Origin of the sequence: Delftia sp. GW456-R20 (assembly GCF_001622915.1) — a bacterium.
In the GTDB taxonomy this organism is placed as follows: Bacteria; Pseudomonadota; Gammaproteobacteria; order Burkholderiales; family Burkholderiaceae_C; genus Comamonas; species Comamonas acidovorans.
The window spans coordinates 674,185-691,363 of record NZ_LWCN01000005.1 but is presented as its reverse complement, the minus strand read 5'-3'; the positions used below and the strand labels follow the sequence as shown (position 1 = coordinate 691,363).

At 69.4% G+C, this 17,179-nt stretch carries 14 protein-coding genes; 11 read left to right on the top strand and 3 right to left on the bottom strand.

Annotated elements, in window-relative coordinates:
- Window positions 1-69: 69 nt before the first annotated feature.
- Window positions 70-1,368: a beta-ketoacyl-ACP synthase II gene (fabF, locus tag A4F85_RS27010; RefSeq protein WP_063328344.1), complete on the top strand. Its 1,299-nt coding sequence runs from the start codon at window positions 70-72 to the stop codon at window positions 1,366-1,368.
- 27 nt (window positions 1,369-1,395) lie between these two features.
- Here the strand turns inward: fabF and A4F85_RS27005 are convergent, their stop codons facing one another.
- A complete protein-coding gene (locus A4F85_RS27005; protein WP_016448717.1) occupies window positions 1,396-2,241 on the bottom strand; it encodes a MurR/RpiR family transcriptional regulator in 846 nt (281 codons plus the stop codon).
- A 208-nt stretch (window positions 2,242-2,449) separates the two neighbouring features.
- Between A4F85_RS27005 and tal the strand changes: the two genes are divergently transcribed.
- The 3 genes from tal to A4F85_RS26990 all read left to right on the top strand — a co-directional run bounded on the left by tal (window position 2,450) and on the right by A4F85_RS26990 (window position 6,161).
- Window positions 2,450-3,403, top strand: a complete 954-nt coding sequence (gene tal, locus A4F85_RS27000; RefSeq protein WP_034397078.1) for a transaldolase — start codon at window positions 2,450-2,452, stop codon at window positions 3,401-3,403.
- Between the two features lie 4 nt (window positions 3,404-3,407).
- The gene (gene pgi, locus A4F85_RS26995; protein ID WP_063328343.1) at window positions 3,408-5,030 is read left to right on the top strand and encodes a glucose-6-phosphate isomerase; all 1,623 of its coding nucleotides are present in this window, start codon (window positions 3,408-3,410) and stop codon (window positions 5,028-5,030) included.
- Between the two features lie 231 nt (window positions 5,031-5,261).
- Complete coding sequence (locus tag A4F85_RS26990; protein WP_012207470.1) at window positions 5,262-6,161, top strand: transporter substrate-binding domain-containing protein; 900 nt, start codon at window positions 5,262-5,264, stop codon at window positions 6,159-6,161.
- Here A4F85_RS26990 and pdxR read toward each other — a convergent pair.
- Window positions 6,146-7,672, bottom strand: coding sequence for a MocR-like pyridoxine biosynthesis transcription factor PdxR (gene pdxR, locus A4F85_RS26985; protein ID WP_063328342.1), 1,527 nt, complete (start codon window positions 7,670-7,672; stop codon window positions 6,146-6,148). The two genes, A4F85_RS26990 and pdxR, sit on opposite strands and share 16 nt — an antisense overlap.
- Window positions 7,673-7,914: 242 nt before the next feature.
- Here pdxR and A4F85_RS26980 point away from each other — a divergent pair, with 242 nt between their 5' ends.
- From A4F85_RS26980 to A4F85_RS26950, 7 genes are read left to right on the top strand one after another with little or no spacing between them, the layout of a single operon-like run.
- The gene (locus A4F85_RS26980; protein ID WP_063328341.1) at window positions 7,915-9,516 is read left to right on the top strand and encodes an ABC transporter substrate-binding protein; all 1,602 of its coding nucleotides are present in this window, start codon (window positions 7,915-7,917) and stop codon (window positions 9,514-9,516) included.
- 17 nt (window positions 9,517-9,533) lie between these two features.
- Window positions 9,534-10,511: an ABC transporter permease gene (locus A4F85_RS26975; RefSeq protein ID WP_063328340.1), complete on the top strand. Its 978-nt coding sequence runs from the start codon at window positions 9,534-9,536 to the stop codon at window positions 10,509-10,511.
- A 4-nt stretch (window positions 10,512-10,515) separates the two neighbouring features.
- Window positions 10,516-11,424: an ABC transporter permease gene (locus tag A4F85_RS26970; RefSeq protein ID WP_063328339.1), complete on the top strand. Its 909-nt coding sequence runs from the start codon at window positions 10,516-10,518 to the stop codon at window positions 11,422-11,424.
- Window positions 11,424-12,452 carry an ABC transporter ATP-binding protein gene (locus A4F85_RS26965; RefSeq protein ID WP_016448710.1) on the top strand — a complete coding sequence of 343 codons (1,029 nt, stop codon included), beginning with the start codon at window positions 11,424-11,426 and terminating at the stop codon, window positions 12,450-12,452. Before A4F85_RS26970 ends, A4F85_RS26965 begins: the two co-directional genes overlap by 1 nt.
- The gene (locus A4F85_RS26960; protein WP_063328338.1) at window positions 12,449-13,471 is read left to right on the top strand and encodes an ABC transporter ATP-binding protein; all 1,023 of its coding nucleotides are present in this window, start codon (window positions 12,449-12,451) and stop codon (window positions 13,469-13,471) included. The genes A4F85_RS26965 and A4F85_RS26960 overlap by 4 nt, the downstream gene beginning before the upstream one ends.
- A gap of 19 nt (window positions 13,472-13,490) precedes the next feature.
- Window positions 13,491-15,155, top strand: a complete 1,665-nt coding sequence (locus A4F85_RS26955; RefSeq protein ID WP_063328612.1) for an amidohydrolase — start codon at window positions 13,491-13,493, stop codon at window positions 15,153-15,155.
- A gap of 1 nt (window position 15,156) precedes the next feature.
- Complete coding sequence (locus A4F85_RS26950) at window positions 15,157-16,119, top strand: CobW family GTP-binding protein (protein ID WP_063328337.1); 963 nt, start codon at window positions 15,157-15,159, stop codon at window positions 16,117-16,119.
- On the opposite strand, the gene A4F85_RS26945 is transcribed toward A4F85_RS26950, so the two are convergent.
- A complete protein-coding gene (locus A4F85_RS26945; protein WP_012207461.1) occupies window positions 16,094-17,014 on the bottom strand; it encodes a LysR family transcriptional regulator in 921 nt (306 codons plus the stop codon). The genes A4F85_RS26950 and A4F85_RS26945 overlap by 26 nt on opposite strands.
- Window positions 17,015-17,179 lie beyond the last annotated feature (165 nt).

Sequence of the window (17,179 nt, the reverse complement as noted above, 5' to 3'; positions counted from 1 at the left end):
CTGTTCACTTCTGCGCAGCCTGCTGCCTGGGCCCGCTCCGACCTCCGTACGGTGTGCCAGGAGCGGCTCATGAATACGGCCCATACGGCTGCCCACCTGCCTCGCCGCGTGGTCATCACGGGCATGGGCATGGTCTCGCCGCTGGGGCGGGGCACTGAATTGGCCTGGCGCCGGCTGCTGTCCGGCGCATCGGGCCTGAGCCGGCTGCCCGAGGATCTGGCGCCCGATGTGCCGGGCCAGGTGGCAGGCCAGGTGCCCGACCTGGCCCGGGACCCGGAAGGCGGCTGGGACATCGATGCCGTGGTTTCGCCCAAGGACCAGCGCAAGATGGATCGCTTCATTCCGCTGGCGCTGGACGCTTCGGACCAGGCCCTGGCCCAGGCCGGCTGGCAGCCGACCAGCGAGCAGGAACGCACGCGCACGGCCTGCATCATTGCCTCGGGCATCGGCGGCTTTGGCGCCATTGCCCAGGCCGTGCGCACCACGGACAGCCGGGGGGTGTCGCGCCTGTCGCCATTCACCGTGCCGTCTTTCCTGGTGAATCTCGCGGCCGGGCATGTGTCGATACGCCATGGGCTCAAGGGCCCGCTGGGTGCGCCGGTCACTGCCTGCGCGGCCAGCGTTCAGGCGGTGGGCGACGGCCTGCGCATGATCCGTTCGGGCGAGGCCGATGTGGCGCTGTGCGGCGGCGCCGAGGCTGCCATCGACCGCGTGAGCCTGGGTGCGTTCTCGGCGGCCAAGGCCCTTTCCACGGGATACAACGACCGCCCCGAAGAGGCCTCTCGCCCCTTCGACACAGGCCGCGACGGCTTTGTCATGGGCGAGGGCGCGGGCGCCCTGGTGCTGGAGGGGCTGGACCACGCCCTGGCGCGCGGCGCCGTGCCGCTGGCCGAAGTGGTGGGCTACGGCACCAGCGCCGATGCCTATCACATCACCTCGGGGCCGGAAGATGGCGACGGCGCGCGCCGCAGCATGGCGCAGGCGCTGGCCATGGCCGGGCTGTCGCCGGATCAGCTGCAGTACCTCAATGCCCACGCCACCTCCACGCCCGTGGGCGACCGCGGCGAGCTGGCGGCCATGCGCTCCCTGTTTGGCGAGGGCAGCGGCGTGGCGATCAGCTCCACCAAGTCGGCCACGGGCCATTTGCTGGGCGCGGCGGGCGCGGTGGCGGCCATCTTCACGGTGCTGGCGCTGCGCGACCAGATGGCGCCGGCCACGCGCAATCTCGTGGAGCCCGATCCCCTGGCCCAGGGGCTGGACCTGATCGCCGGCGCGGCCAGGCCCTGGGCCATGGAGCATGCCCTGGTCAACGGTTTCGGCTTTGGCGGTGTCAACGCCTCGCTGGTGCTCAGGCGCTGGCAGGGCTGAACGAGGCGGGTGGGCCTGGGGCCGGTGCTACGTGTAGCGCTTGGCCCGCAGGTTGTTCTTCATCTGCTCCAGCGCAGGCTGCAGGGCCGGGCCGATGCGCAGCGCCACGCAGGTGGCCAGAACGTCGATGACCAGCAGGTGCAGCAGGCGCGACACCATGGGGCTGTAGCGGTCGTAGCCCTCGGGATGGTCGGCGGCCAGATGGATGTGGCAGGCCGAGGCCAGGGGCGAGCCGCTGGCGGTGATGGCAATCGTGGTGGCGCCGTTCTTGCGCGCGATGTCGGCGGCGTCCATCAGGTCGCGCGTGCGGCCCGAGTTGGAGATGATCACCGCGCAGTCGCCGGGTCCTAGCAGGGTGGCGCTCATCACCTGCATGTGGCCGTCGCTGGTGGCCAGGCTGGTCACGCCCAGGCGAAAGAACTTGTGCTGCGCGTCCTGCGCCACGATGCCCGAATTGCCTGCGCCGTAGAACTCGATGCGCCGCCCCGTCTGCCAGGTCGAGGCGATGGCCTGCGCCGCCTGCTCTATGGCCGTGGTGCTGGCGGCATTGCGGTATTGCAGGAAGGCGGCCACGGCGTTGTCCACCACCTTGACCATCACGTCGCTGGTCTTGTCGTCGGTGTCCACGCTGCGGTGGATGAAGGGCACGCCCTCGCTGACGCTGCCGGCCAGCTTGAGTTTGAAATCGGCCAGGCCGTCGTAGCCCATGCTGCGGCAAAAGCGCACCACCGTCGGCTTGCTGACGTGGGCACGCTCGGCCAGTTCGCGCACCGGCTGCCGTGCGAAGGCCCGTGGATCGGCCAGCACCAGGCGGGCCACGCGTTGTTCGGCGGGAGCAAGCGAGGGCAGCGAGGCGGTGATGCGGTCCAGCATTAGGCGGTGGGCGTTGTTCTGTGGGTAAAGGGAAGCGGTTGCCGCAAGGCAGGTCCAGCGCGCATTTTGCATGAGCGGCAGCCTTCGCTTACTTTCCTGACGCCGATGCAAACCATGCGCGCGCATACACTCGGAGGATTTGCCGGTACAACCGCACCGCCCTGGTGCGATGCCGCCCCTCGCCAGGCTCCCGCCCAAAGGATGTTCCATGAACCAGCTTGATGCGCTTCGACAGTACACGACCGTGGTGGCCGATACCGGCGACTTCCACCAACTGGCCCAGTTCCAGCCACGGGATGCGACCACCAATCCCTCGCTCATCCTCAAGGCGGTGCAAAAGCCCGAGTACGCACCGCTGATGCGTGCCACCGTGGCCCAGTACAAGGGCCGCAGCCTCGACGAGGTCATGGACCGCATGCTGGTGCGCTTCGGCTGCGAGATCCTGAACACCATTCCGGGCCGCGTCTCCACCGAAGTCGATGCGCGCCTGTCCTTCAATACCTCGGCCACCGTGGCGCGTGCCGAGCGCCTGATCGAGCTGTACCAGGCCGAAGGCGTGCACATCGACCGCGTGCTCATCAAGATCGCCTCCACCTGGGAAGGCATCGAGGCGGCGCGCCAGCTGGAGCTGCGCGGCATCCACACCAACCTCACGCTGCTGTTCTCGTTCTGCCAGGCCGTGGCCTGCGGCCAGGCCAAGGTGCAGCTGATCTCTCCCTTTGTGGGCCGCATCTACGACTGGTACAAGAAGCAGGCCGGCGCCCAGTGGGACGAGGCCGCCATGGCCGGCGCCAACGACCCCGGCGTGCGTTCCGTGCGTGCCATCTACGAGCACTACAAGCACTTCGGCATCGCCACCGAGGTCATGGGCGCGAGCTTTCGCAACACGGGCCAGATCGTGGCACTGGCCGGCTGTGACCTGTTGACCATTGCCCCCGAACTGCTGGCCCAGCTGGGCGCCAGCGATGCGCCTCTGGCGCGCGCCCTGGACCCCGAGGCGGCGCGGACCCTGGAGCTCGATCCCGTGCACTACGACGAGGCCGGGTTCCGCCTGGCCCTCAACGAAGACGCCATGGGCACCGAAAAGCTGGCCGAAGGCATTCGCGCCTTTGCTGCCGACACGCGCAAGCTCGAAGCATTGATGCAGCAGGCCGCAGACTGATTGGATGAAGACCTTGCCCGTTCTGTGCAATACCTTGCCGGCATGGCCGGCACTTGAAAGCCATTTCCACGAAGACATCCAGACCCTGGATCTGCGCCAGGCCTTTGCCGCGGACGCGGGCCGGCTGGACGCGCTGAGCCAGCAGGCGCCCCATGTCTTTGCCGACCTGTCCAAGAACCTCTGGACCGAGCGCACCGAAGAGCTGCTGCGCGAGCTGGCGCAGCAGGCCGGCGTGCTGGCCCAGCGCGACGCCATGCTGGCTGGCGAGCCCGTCAACTGCACCGAGGGCCGTGCCGTCATGCACTGGCTGCTGCGCATGCCGCGCGACGGCGGCCAGCTGCGCCACTGCGCCACCGTGCAGCAGTGGCAGCCGGCCATGCACGAGGCGCTGGGCCAGGTGCACGAGACGCTGGACGCCATGCTGGCCCTGGCCGAGCAGGTGCGTGGCGACGAGGGCATCACCGACATCGTGAACATCGGCATCGGCGGCTCGCACCTGGGCCCCGAAGTGGTGGTCAATGCGCTGGAGGACTGGGTCGATGCGGGCAAGAATTTCCATTTCGTCTCCAACGTCGATGGCCATGAGCTCGGCCATGTGCTGCGCCGCGTGCGCCCGCACAGCACGCTGTTCCTGATCGCCTCCAAATCCTTCACCACGGCCGAGACCATGCTCAACGCGCACTCGGCGCGCCGGTGGTTCCTGGAGCAGGGCGGCAGCGAGGACCCGCAGGCCGCGTGCTCCATCGACCGGCACTTCGTGGCGCTCACCACCAATGTGCAGGCCGCAGCCGACTTCGGCATCCGCCGCACGCTGGGTTTCTGGGACTGGGTGGGCGGCCGTTTTTCGCTGTGGTCGGCCATCGGCCTGCCCGTGGCCATCGCCATTGGCGCGGCGCAGTTCCGTGCGCTGCTGGACGGCGCGCATGCCATGGATGCGCATTTCTTTTCCTCGGGCGTGGAGGGCAACCTGCCGCTGCGCCTGGGCCTGCTGGACGTCTGGTACCGCGATTTCTGCGGCTTGTCCAGCCGCTGCATTGCCCCCTACAGCCATGGCCTGCGGCGGCTGACCGCCTACCTGCAGCAGCTGGAGATGGAGAGCAACGGCAAGGGCGTGACGCGCGACGGGCAGACACTGCCCGTGCGCACGGCGCCCGTGATCTGGGGCGAGCCCGGCACCAATGGCCAGCATGCCTTCTTCCAGATGCTGCACCAAGGCCAGGACGTGATTCCCGTGGAGTTCATCGCGCTGCGCGACGGCGGCAAATACCTGGGCGCCCACCACCAGAGCCTGGTCGTCAACGCCATTGCCCAGGCCCAGGCCCTGATGGAGGGGCGCCACGGCGAAGAAGGGGCAGAGCGCCATTGCGCGGGCAACCGGCCCAGCAGCTTCCTGCTGCTGCAGCAGCTGGACCCGGCATCGCTGGGCGCCCTGATCGCGCTGTACGAGCACCGTGTCTTCTCGGCCGGTGCGGTGTGGGGCATCAACAGCTTCGACCAGTGGGGCGTGGAGCTGGGCAAGCACCTGGCGCGCCAGCTGCATGCACGCCAGGACAGTGGCGACTGGCAGGGCGTCGATGCCTCGACGCAGGGCCTCATGCACCGGCTTGCGGCAGGGTCGGCCGGCTGACCGGGCGCGGCGGGCCTGTGGCCACCGCGGCGCACCAGCAGGGTGCCGGGTCATGTGGGTGGAGCATGACCTTCTTCCATTTCATCGTTATGCACAGGCGCCTGATTGCTCGATAGTTGATGCAATCGCCTTGACGGCGGCCCTGCCTGGAGGCAGCCGGTGACGGCGGCACGGCAGGGTGGAGGCGCAGCGCGCCTTCGGACCTGCAACAACTATCCAAGGAGACCCTCGATGCGATTCGTACTGGCCCATGTGGCGATGGCATGTGTGGTGGCGGCAACTGGCGCTGCCCATGCACAGGAGGCGGCCGGCACGCTGGACAAGATCCAGAGCACAGGCAAGGTGGTGATGGGCGTGCGCGAAAGCTCGGCGCCCATGGCCTATGCCTTCGGGACCACGCAGAAGTACGTGGGCTACCACGTGGAGCTGTGCGAGAAGGTGCTGGCCCAGATCGTGCCCAAGGCCAAGATCGAGTACATGGCCCTGACCTCGCAGAACACCATGCCCCTGGTGCAGAACGGCACCGTGGACATCGGCTGCGGCCCGACCACGAACAACCTCGCTCGCCAAAAGCAGGTGGCCTTTGCCGTGACCACCTACGTGAGCCAGGTGCGCATGGCCGTGCGTGCCGACTCGGGCATCACCTCCTTCAAGCAGCTCGACGGCAAGCCCGTGGCGGCCTCGGCCGGCACGACCGCCGTGCAGCTGCTGCGCAAGTACGGGCGCGACAATGGCGTGAACCTGCCCACCTCGCTGGGCAAGGACCATTTCGAGAGCTTTCTGATGCTCGAATCGGGCCGTGCCGATGCCTTCGTGCTGGACGACAACCTGCTGGCCGGCGTCATCGCCAACTCCAAGAACCCTGCAGGCTTCAAGATCGTGGGCGAGGTGCTGGGCTCCGAGCCCATCGCCATCCTGTTCCGCCGCGATGATCCAGCCTTCAAGAAGGCCGTGGACGACGTGCTGGTGGGCATGATGGCCTCGGGCGAAGTGGCGAAGATCTACGACAAGTGGTTCGTGCAGCCCATTCCGCCCAAGAATGCCCCGCTGAACCTGCCCATGAGCGACCTGCTCAAGCAGCTGCTGCAAAAGCCCAACGACAAGCCGCTGGAATCCTACGCGCAGCAGTGATTGCGGGCTGAGTCCAGCTCCATCACCGCCCGCGCCAGCGCCTGGATGCCGGCATCGATCTGATCGATGGCAATGGAGGACAGGCGCAGCCGGAAAAAGGGGCAGGGCTGGCGCGGCGTCGCAAAGAACGCGCTGCCTGCCTCGATCAGCACGCCGTGGCGGCGCGCCACGGCGGCCAGCGCATCGGCGTCCAGCCACGCCGGTGCCTGCACCCACAGCGACGCGCCGCCCTGGGGCTGGCGGAAGATGAAATCCGGCAGGTGCGCGCGCAGCGAGCGGTCCACCTGCGCCACGCGTTCCAGCATGGCCTGGTTCACGCGGCGCGCATGGGCCTCATGGTGGCCCAGCGACAGGAACAGCGCATAGGCATGCTGCAGAAAGGCGCTGGGGTGGCGCACCATGGCATGGCGCAGCACGCGCAACTCGTCGATCAGCGCGCGCGGCGCGACGATGTAGCCCAGCCGCAGCGCGGGCGACAGGCTCTTGGACAGCGAACCCACATAGATCACACGCCCGCCCTTGTCCAGGCTCTTGAGCGCGGGCATGGGCGTGCCCTGGTAGAGGTTCTCGGCCTCGTAGTCGTCCTCGATGATCACGAAATCGCCCTGCTCGGCGCGGCGCAGCAGTTGCTCGCGCCGCTGCAGGCTCAGCGTCACGGTGGTGGGGCTCTGGTGCGAGGGCGTGACGAACAGGTAGTCCAGCGGCGGCAGGCCATCGACCACCACGCCTTCTCCATCCACGGCCACGGGCACCCAGTGGGGGCGGCGCAGCGAAAAGGTGTTGCGCGCATGCGGGTGGCCGGGCTCCTCGAAGCCCAGGCGCTGCGAGGGGGCCAGCAGCGCGTCGGCCAGCAGGTAGAAGGCCTGCTGCGCGCCCACGGTGACCAGGATCTCTTCCTTGAGCGCGAACACGCCGCGCCGGGGCAGCAGGCGCAGGCGGATCTGCTCGATCAGGTCGGGAACGTCGTCGGTCTCGAAGTCCGGCGTCCAGTGGGGCAGCTGGGCGCGCGCCAGGCTGCGCGTGCAGCATTCCCGGAAGCCTTCGGTGGGAAACAGCGCGGGATCGTGCATGCCGTAGACGAAGGGGTAGGGGTACTCGCGCCACTGCAGCGGCTTGGACAGCGTGTGCCTGTCCGTCAGCGAGCGCAGCACGCGTGCAGACCAGTCCGGTGCGGGCTCCCCGGGACTTGTCGCAGGCAGGGCCACGGCGCCGTCCACACCAGCCAGGCGCGAATCCCGGGCCACGAACACGCCGCTGCGCGGGCGGGATTCCAGAAAGCCTTCATCCACCAGCTGCTCGTAGACCGTGGTCACGGTATTGCGCGACACCTCCAGCAGGCGCGACAGCTCGCGTGAGGGCGGCATGGCCGCGCCGGGCGGCAGGCGGCCTTCGAGGATGGGCTGGACCAGGGCCAGGCGCAGGCGGTCCTTCAGGGGAAGGCCGGGCTGCTCGGGCAGCGCGAACAGGCGGGCCCACTGGTGGCGTGGGTCTGTGGCGGAAGGGGTGCTCATGGCGCAACGGAGGCAATCGGGGGGCGTTCTTGGCGCGGCCGGGCAGAGGGCGCGCGGTCGGCGCCATGTTGCGGTGCGGGTGCGGGCAAGTAAAGGTTTGGGCCGGCCGACGCGGGTAAACACCGGGCCTCTGGCTCCTACGTTTGGACGGCTGTGGCCCCCGCGGCCCGCGCCCTTGTTGCGTATTCTGGATTGAAGGCAGCGAGCCGCGCGGCCTGGCGATCCAACGAGGGAGACAGTCCATGCACACCATCACTTTCCGACGCCGCGCCCTGGCGGCCCTGGCCCTGGCCGGCGCGCTGGCGGGCCTGGCGGCCACGCCGCTGCAGGCCCAGGCCCAGGAGCCGCAGCGCGGCGGCACCCTGATCGTGGGCAGCACCCAGGTGCCACGGCACCTGAACGGCGCCGTGCAATCGGGCATTGCCACGGCCATGCCTTCCACCCAGCTGTTCGCCAGCCCGCTGCGCTTCGATGACCAGTGGAAGCCCCAGCCCTACCTGGCCGAATCCTGGAAGCTGGCCGAGGATGGCAAGTCGCTGACCCTGAACCTGCGCAGGAATGCCGTGTTCCACGACGGCAAGCCCATCACCTCGGCCGACGTGGCCTTCTCCATCATGGCCATCAAGGCCAACCACCCGTTCCAGACCATGCTGGGGCCCGTGGAAAAGGTGGACACGCCCGACCCCTACACGGCCGTCATCCGCATGAACGCGCCGCATCCGGCCATCCTGCTGGCCATGAGCCCGGCGCTGGCGCCCATACTGCCCAGGCACATCTATGGCGATGGTGCCGATCTCAAGACCCATGCGCGCAACAGCGCCGACGTGGTGGGCTCGGGGCCGTTCAAGCTGACCGAGTTCCGCGCGGGCCAGCGCATCGTGATGGAGCGCTTCGACAAGTTCTTCCTGCCCGGCCGCCCCTACCTGGACAAGCTGGTCTTCAACATCGTGCCCGACTCCTCCAGCCTGCTGCTGAGCCTGGAGCGCGGCGACGTGCAGATGGTGCCCTACCTGCAGGCCTCCATCGACCTGAAGCGCCTGTCCACCAATCCCCAGATCACGCTGACCGGCAAGGGCTTCGAGGGCATAGGCTCGATCAACTGGCTGGCCATCAACACCGACAGGAAGCCGCTGGACGACGTGCGCGTGCGCAAGGCCATTGCGCATGCCATCGACAAGAACTTCATCACCAAGGCGCTGATGGGCGGCTTCGCCACCGTGGCCGACGGCCCCATCGTGGCGGCCAGCCCCTTTGCCTCGGCCGACCTGGTGCGCTATCCGCTGGACCTCAAGAAGTCGGCGGCCCTGCTGGACGAGGCCGGCCTCAAGCCCGGCGCCAACGGAGAGCGCTTCAAGATCAGCATCGACTACCTGCCCGGCTCGGACGAGCAGCAAAAGAACGTGGCCGAGTACGTGCGCGCCCAACTCAAGAAGGTCGGCATCGCCGTCGATGTAAGGGCCTCGGCCGACTTCCCGGCCTGGGCCCGGCGCCTGGCCACGCATGACTTCGACCTGTCCATGGACATCGTCTTCAACTGGGGTGATCCGGTCATCGGCGTGCACCGCAGCTACCTGTCCACCAACATCAAGCCCGTGGTCTGGACCAACACCCAGTCCTACCGCAATCCCAAGGTGGACGAGCTGCTGAACACGGCCAGCAGCACGCTGGACACGGCCGAGCGCAAGAAGCTCTATGCGGCCTTCCAGAAGACCGTGACCGACGAGCTGCCGGTGATCTTCATCAACAACTCGCCCTACCACACCGCCGCGCGCAAGAACGTGGGCAACCTGCCGACCACGGTCTGGGGGCCGGCCTCGCCCTACGACGAGATCTTTCTGAAGTAGTCGGGGAGGTGCAGTCCATGGCTTTTCTTCGCACACTCCTCAAGCGGCTGCTGCAGGGCCTGGCGCTGGTGCTGGCCGTGGTGGTGCTGAACTTCATGCTGGTGCATGCGGCGCCCGGCGATCCCGTGGAGACCATTGCCGGCGCCAGCGGCGGCATGGAGCCCGAGCTCATGGCCGAGCTGCGCACACGCTACGGGCTGGACCGGCCGCTGCCCGTGCAGCTGGGCATCTACCTGGCGCGCGTGGCCAGTGGTGATCTGGGCTACTCCTACTTTTTCAACCTGCCGGTGGCGCAGATGATTGCCGAGCGCGTGCCCGCCACCTTGCTGCTGGTGCTGGCCGCCGTGCTCACGGCCTTCGTGGTGGGCACGCTGCTGGGCGTGCTGTCCTCGCGCCGGCCCAACGGCCTGCTGTCGCAGTGCATCACCGTGCTGTCCCTGGTGGGCTTTGCGGCGCCCGTGTTCTGGACCGGCATGCTGCTGGTGCTGGCCTTTGCCTCCTGGTGGCCCGTGCTGCCGGTATCGGGCATGCGCTCGGCCGATGCCGCAGGCGGCGCAGGCCTTGCCGATCTGCTGGACGTGGCCCGGCACCTGGTGCTGCCTGCGCTGACACTGGCCCTGGTCTACCTGGCGCAGTACAGCCGGCTGTCACGCTCGTCCATGCTGGACGTGCTGGGCGCCGACTACATCCGCACGGCGCGCGCCAAGGGCCTGGCCGAGCGTGTGGTGCTCTACCGCCATGCGCTGCGCAACGCGCTGCTGCCCGTGGTGACCATGCTGGGCCTGCAGTTCGGCAACGTCATGGCTGGCGCCATCATCGTCGAGACGGTCTTCAACTGGCCGGGCCTGGGCCGGCTGGCCTTCGACTCGGTGCTGCGGCGCGACTACCCGACCATCCTGGGCGTGCTGCTGTTCTCCTCCATCGTCGTGGTCGTGATGAACCTCGTCACCGACCTGTGCTACCGGCTGATCGATCCCCGCATCAAGGCGGCCTGAGACCATGAATGCCATCACACCACTTTCCGTGTCCGTGCCGAGCGTCGCCGCGCCGCAGGCCGCAGCCCATGCCGAGCACCCGGCGCGCGAAGCGCTGCGCATGTTCCTGCGCAACCCTTCGGCCATTGCCGGCATGGCCATGCTGCTCATCGTGCTGCTGGTGGCCATCGCCGGACCCTGGATCTGGCCTGCGGACCCGTTCGAGATCCGCACCATGCCGCTGAGCCCGCCGTTCAGCGAGGAGGCCTGGCTGGGCAGCGACCAGCTGGGGCGCGACGTGCTCACGGGCATCATCCACGGCGGCCGCGCCACGCTGATGGTGGGCGCCTTCGCGGCTTTGCTGTCGGTGTGCATCGGCGTGACGCTGGGGGCGATGGCGGGCTACTACGGCGGCCGCGTCGATGCGCTGCTGATGCGCGTGACCGAGTTCTTCCAGGTGCTGCCTGCGCTGCTGTTCGCCATGGTGGTGGTCACGCTGTTCTCGCCCTCGCTGGTGACGGTCACGCTGGCCATCGGCAGCGTGAGCTGGCCGGCCACGGCGCGGTTGACGCGGGCCGAGTTCATGCGCATCCGCCAGCTTGAATTCGTGCGCGCGGAGAGCGCCATCGGCGCGCGCCACGGCCGCATCATCTGGAAGGTGATCCTGCCCAATGCGCTGCCGCCGCTGGTGGTGTCGGCCACGCTGGCCGTGGGCGCCGCCATCCTGTTCGAGGCAGGCCTGTCCTTCCTGGGCCTGGGCGATCCCAACCAGATGAGCTGGGGCCTGATGATCGGGTCGGCCCGCCAGTACCTGCTGTCGTGCTGGTGGGCCGTGGCCTTTCCCGGTGCCGCCATCTTCGTCACCGTGCTGGCCGTCAGCCTGATCGGCGACGGCCTCAACGATGCACTCAACCCCAAGCTGAGGGAGCGCTGATGGATACCGACACCCCCCTGTTGCAAGTGAGCGGCCTGCGCGTGGCCTTCCAGGGCCGGCGCGGCCAGGCGACGGTGCTCAACGGCGTGGATTTCGATCTGCGCGCGGGCGAGACCCTGTGCGTGGTCGGCGAATCCGGCTGCGGCAAGAGCATGACGGCGCTGGCGCTGCTGCGCCTCATTCCCTCGCCTCCGGGCCGCATCACGGGCGGGCAGGTGCGCTTCCAGGGCGAGGACCTGGTGGCCGCCGGCGAGGCCCATATGCGCCAGGTGCGCGGCAACCGTATCTCCATGATCTTCCAGGAGCCGATGACCTCGCTGAACCCGGTGCTCACCGTGGGCGAGCAGATCGCCGAGCCGCTGCGCCTGCACGCCGGCCTGGACGCGGGCGCCGCGCGCCAGCGCGCCGTGGAAATGCTCCGGCAGGTCGGCATCCCCGCACCCGAGCGGCGCGTGCACGAGTACCCGCACCAGCTGTCGGGCGGCATGCGCCAGCGCGTGATGATCGCCATGGCCCTGGCGTGCCGGCCCGACATCCTGATCGCCGACGAGCCCACCACGGCGCTGGACGTGACCGTGCAGGCGCAGATCTTCGACCTGCTGCGCGAGCTGCAGCGCGACAAGGGCACGGCCATCGTGCTGATCACGCACGACATGGGGGCCGTGGCCGAAATGGCCGACCGCGTCATGGTCATGTATGCGGGCCGCGTGATCGAGCAGGGCCGCTGCGAACAGGTGCTGTCGGCGCCCGCCCATCCGTACACGCGCGGCCTGATCGCCTGCCTGCCCGAGCTGGGCAGCAGCCAGGCAGGCGGGCGCACCGAGCTGCCCGAGATCCCCGGCGTCGTGCCCTCGATCTGGGAGTTGGGCAGCGGCTGCGCCTTTCGTGCGCGCTGCCGTGAGGCCCAGCCGCGCTGCGCCAGCGAGGCGCCGCCGCTGGTCGCGCTGGATGATCCATCCCACGGCGTGGCCTGCTGGCTGCACGCTCCCGCTTCCCGCATCCGCGCCCACACGGAGGCCCTGGCATGAACGCACGCATGGACGATACCCTCTTGCAGGTGGACGATCTCCAGGTCCACTTTCCGCGCCCGGGCAAGGGCCTGTTCGGCAGGCCCGAAGTGGTCAAGGCCGTGGACGGCGTGTCCTTCAGCCTGCGGCGCGGCAGCACGCTGGCCGTGGTGGGCGAGTCGGGATCGGGCAAGACGACCACGGCGCTGGCCGTGATGCGCCTGGCGCCCGTGACGGCGGGCCGTATGCAGCTGGGCGATACCGACCTGGGCGGCCTGTCGGGCGAGGCCCTGCGCCAGGCGAGGCGGCGCATGCAGATCGTGTTCCAGGACCCGTTTTCCTCGCTGAATCCGCGCCAGCGTGCGGGCGATGCGGTGCGCGCTCCGCTGGACCTGATGGACGTGGGCACGCCGGCCGAGCGTGAGGCGCGCGTGGCCGAGCTCTTCACCCAGGTCGGCCTGAGGCCCGAACAGCGCCAGCTGTTCCCGCACCAGTTCTCGGGCGGCCAGCGCCAGCGCATCAACATCGCGCGCGCCCTGGCCACGCGGCCCGAACTGGTGGTCTGCGACGAGCCCGTGTCGGCGCTGGACATCGCCATCCGCGCCCAGATCCTCAACCTGCTGGCGCGGCTGCAGCGCGAGCTGGGCCTGAGCTACCTGTTCATCTCGCACGACATGGCCGTGGTCGAGCACATCTGCGACGACATCGCCGTCATGTACCTGGGCCAGATCGTGGAGCGCGCACCGCGCCAGGCCTTCTTCGCGCGGCCGCTGCATCCCTACAGCGTGGCCCTGATGTCGGCCGTGCCCACGGTGCGCGGCGGGCGCGAGCGCGCGGCGCGGCGCATCCGGCTGGCCGGCGACCCGCCCAGCCCCATCGACCCGCCTGCGGGCTGCCGCTTCGCCGGGCGCTGCCCCGTGGCCGTGCCTGCGTGCTCGGCCGAGACGCCACCGCTGCGCGAAGCCGCCCCCGGCCACTGGGTGCGCTGCATCCGCGTGGACCACATCGATGGCGTGCCGCGCGCGCCGCTGGCCCTTTGAACCCGGAGCACCCGCCACCATGAGCATCACCGTCTACGCCGCCCGCAAGATCATCACCATGAACCCCATGCAGCCCGAGGCCACGCATGTGGCCGTGCGCGACGGGCGCATCCTCGCGGTCGGGGACCTCGCGCGCTGCACGGCCTGGGGCGAGTGCCGCATCGATGAGCGCTTTGCCGACCAGGTGCTGCTGCCCGGCCTGGTGGAGGGCCACTGCCACCTCAAGGAAGGCAGCATGTGGGATTGGACATACACGGGCTGGTTCGACCGGCGCGACCCCGACGGAAAGACCTGGCCCGGCCTGCGCTCCATGGATGCCGTGGTGGACCGCCTGGCCGAGGTGGCGTCGCGCATGGATGCGCAGGGCCTGCCGCCTGGGCAGCCGCTGATCGCCTGGGGGTTCGATCCCATCTACTTTGGCGGCGAGCGCATGACGGTGGAGCACCTGGACCGCGCCGCAGGAGGCCGTCCCGTCGTGCTCTCGCACGCCAACGGCCATTTGATGAACGTCAACAGCGCCATGCTGCGCCTGGCCGAGATCACGCGCGACAACGAGGTCGAGGGCGTGGTGCGCTTTGCGCCCGGCCACGCCCTGGCCGGCGAGCCCACGGGCGAGCTGCAGGAGCCGGCCGCCATGTTCCTGGTGCTGCGCAAGATCGGCAACGCCGGGCTGCTGGCGCCCATGACCGAGGCTGGCGTGCGCTCCTTTGCGCGCCTGGCCTGCCGCCAGGGCGTGACCACGGCCACCGACCTGGTCAACAGGCTGGGCGAGCAGGACTGCCGCGTGCTGGAGGCCGCGCTGGCCGACGACCAGGTGCCCATCCGCATCCTGCCGGCCTTCCAGGCGTTTCACGGCACGCATGGCGCCGAGGCCGGTGCCGAGCATGTGCGCACGCTCATGGCGCGCAACACCGACCGCCTGCGCTACGGCCTGGTCAAGATGATGCTGGACGGCTCCATCCAGGGCTTTTCGGCCCGCCTGCGCTGGCCCGGTCACTACAACGGCGCGCCCAACGGCATCTGGGTCACGGCGCCCGCGCAGTACGAGGCCGATTTCGAGACCTACCACCGCGCAGGCCTGCTCATCCATACGCACACCAATGGCGACGAGGCCAGCGAAGCCGCCATCGACGCCATAGGCCGCGTGCTGGCCCGCGCGCCCCGGCCCGACCACCGTCACACGCTGCAGCATGGCCAGATGATCGATGCGCCGCTGTTTCGCCGCATGGCGGCGCTGGGCCTGTGCGCCAACCTGTTCGCCAACCACCTCTGGTACTGGGGCGACCAGCACTACGAGATGACCATGGGGCCGGACCGCGCCATGCGGCTCGATGCCTGCGCCAGCGCGCTGGCTGCCGGCGTGCCGCTGGCCATCCACTCGGATGCGCCCGTCACGCCGCTGGGGCCGCTGTTCACCGCCTGGTGCGCGGTCCACCGGATCACGCCCAAGGGCCGCGTGCTGGGCGCGGCCGAGCGCCTGACCGTGGCCCAGGCCCTGCATGCGGTCACGCTGGGAGCGGCCTGGACGCTGAAGCTGGACCACGAGATCGGCAGCATCGAATGTGGCAAGCGCGCCGACTTCTGCGTGCTGGAGGACGATCCGCTGTCCCTGGACCCCATGGTGCTCAAGGACCTCCGGGTCTGGGGCACGGTGCTGTCGGGGCGCGTCTTCAAGGCGGCATGACATGGGACAGCGGCTGCCGTTCACGGTCATCGGCGGTTTCCTGGGCGCCGGCAAGACCACGCTGCTCAACCACTGGCTGCGCCATGCGGAAGGCCAGCGGCTGGCCGTGCTGGTCAACGACTTCGGTGCGCTCAACATCGATGCAGGCCTGATCAAGGTCCACAGCGGCGACACCATCGCGCTGACCAATGGCTGCGTGTGCTGCCAGATCGGCGATGACCTCTCCATGGCCCTGATTGGCGTGCTGCAGCAGCGCGAGCGCTTTGACGCCGTGGTGGTCGAGGCCAGCGGCGTCTCCGACCCCTGGCGCATTGCCCAGCTGGGCCTGGCCGATCCCGCGCTGGCGCTGGACGGCGTCATCGTGGTCGTTGATGCCGCTGCCCTGCCCGGGCAGGCGGCCGATCCGCTGCTGGCCGACACGCTGCAGCGCCAGGTGGCCCGGGCTGATCTGGTCATCGTCAACAAGACCGATCTGGCCGATGCCCGGACCCTGGAGCGCGTGCACGGCTGGATAGCCAGCCACGCGCCAGCCGCGCAACGCTGCGATGTGCACGAAGCCCGGGTGCCCGTGGAGCTGCTCAGCGGCGCAGCCCTGCTGCGTGGCGTGCGGGAGGTTTCATGGGGTGCCGGCACTGCGCGCCCCATGCATGGCCGGCAGTTCGAGACCTGGTCCTGCCAGCCGCCCGGGGTGCTGTCCGAGACGGCCCTGCAGGCGGGGCTGCAGGCCATGCCGGCCGGCGTGCTGCGGCTCAAGGGCGTGGTGCAGACCGGGGCGGGCCAGTGGAGCGAGCTTCAATTTGCCGGGCGCAGCGGCCGGCTGCGTGCCGCATCAGCGCCCGCGCCCGCGCAGCAGCAGGTGCCCGCCATCGTGGCCATCGGCCTGGCCGGGCAGTTGCCGGTGGCCGCGCTGCAGGCGCTGGTGGCAGGCGCTGCGGGCGTCAGGGCTGCGGGCCGTCCCGCATGAAATCCTGGGCCGCCTGCTGCAGCCACTCGCGCAGGCTTTGCAGCGGCGGGTAGTTGCCGCGGCTCGTGGGCCAGGCCAGGTAGTAGCGCTCGGCGCTTTCCATCTCGGGCAGATGGGGCAGGGCACGCACCAGATCGCCCTGGGCCAGTTCCCGCTCGATCAGAAAGCGTGGCAGCAGGGCCACGCCCACGCCGGCGATGGCGGCCTGGGCGGCGGTGGCGAACTGGTCGAACAGCATGCCCTGGCCCTCGGCCATGGGCGCATGGTGCACGGACAGCCAGCGCTGCCAGGCATCGGGGCGCGATGCCAGGTGCAGCAGCGGCGCCTGCAGCAGGTCCTGGGGCTGGGCAAAGCCATGCTGGGCCAGCAGGGCGGGGCTGCAGGCAGGCACCACGGTCTCGCTCATCAGAAAGGCCAGCTCGGCGCCCGGCCAGTGCGGCAGGCCGAAATGGATGGCGGCGTCCACGGCTTCGAGCTGGAAGTCGAACTGGGACAGCCGCGTCGTCAGGTTGATGGTGATGCCCGGGTGGGCACTGAAGAACTGCGGCAGGCGCGGCGCCAGCCAGCGCGTGCCGAAGGTGGGCAGGATGGCCAGGTTCAGGCTGCCGCCGCGCGGGTTGGCCCGAAAGCCCAGCGTGGCGGTGGAGATGCGCATCAGCGCGCCGCGTATCTCCTGGGCATAGGCCTGGCCGGCCGGACTGAGCCGCACGGTCTGGCGCTCGCGCACAAAGAGCTCCGCCTCCAGCCGCTCCTCCAGCGCGCGGATCTGGCGGCTGACGGCGCTTTGCGTCAGGTGCAGCTCGGCCGCAGCTGCCGTGAAGCTCTGGTGCCGGGCCGCCGCCTCGAAGGCGCACAGCAGGGACATGGGGGGCAGGAAACGGCGGGACAGCAGCATGGCAGAGGGCGGTGGGGCAATCGTGGGAGGGGCATTCTGTTTGGGAATGACCTATGGGCCTGATTATCGTTTGACCAGGCTCAAGGCGCAGACCTAGCATGCGTGCCAGGAATCCACTCTGCCGCAGGGCTGCCCTGTGGCTCCAACTTCAGTCCCCACGAGCAC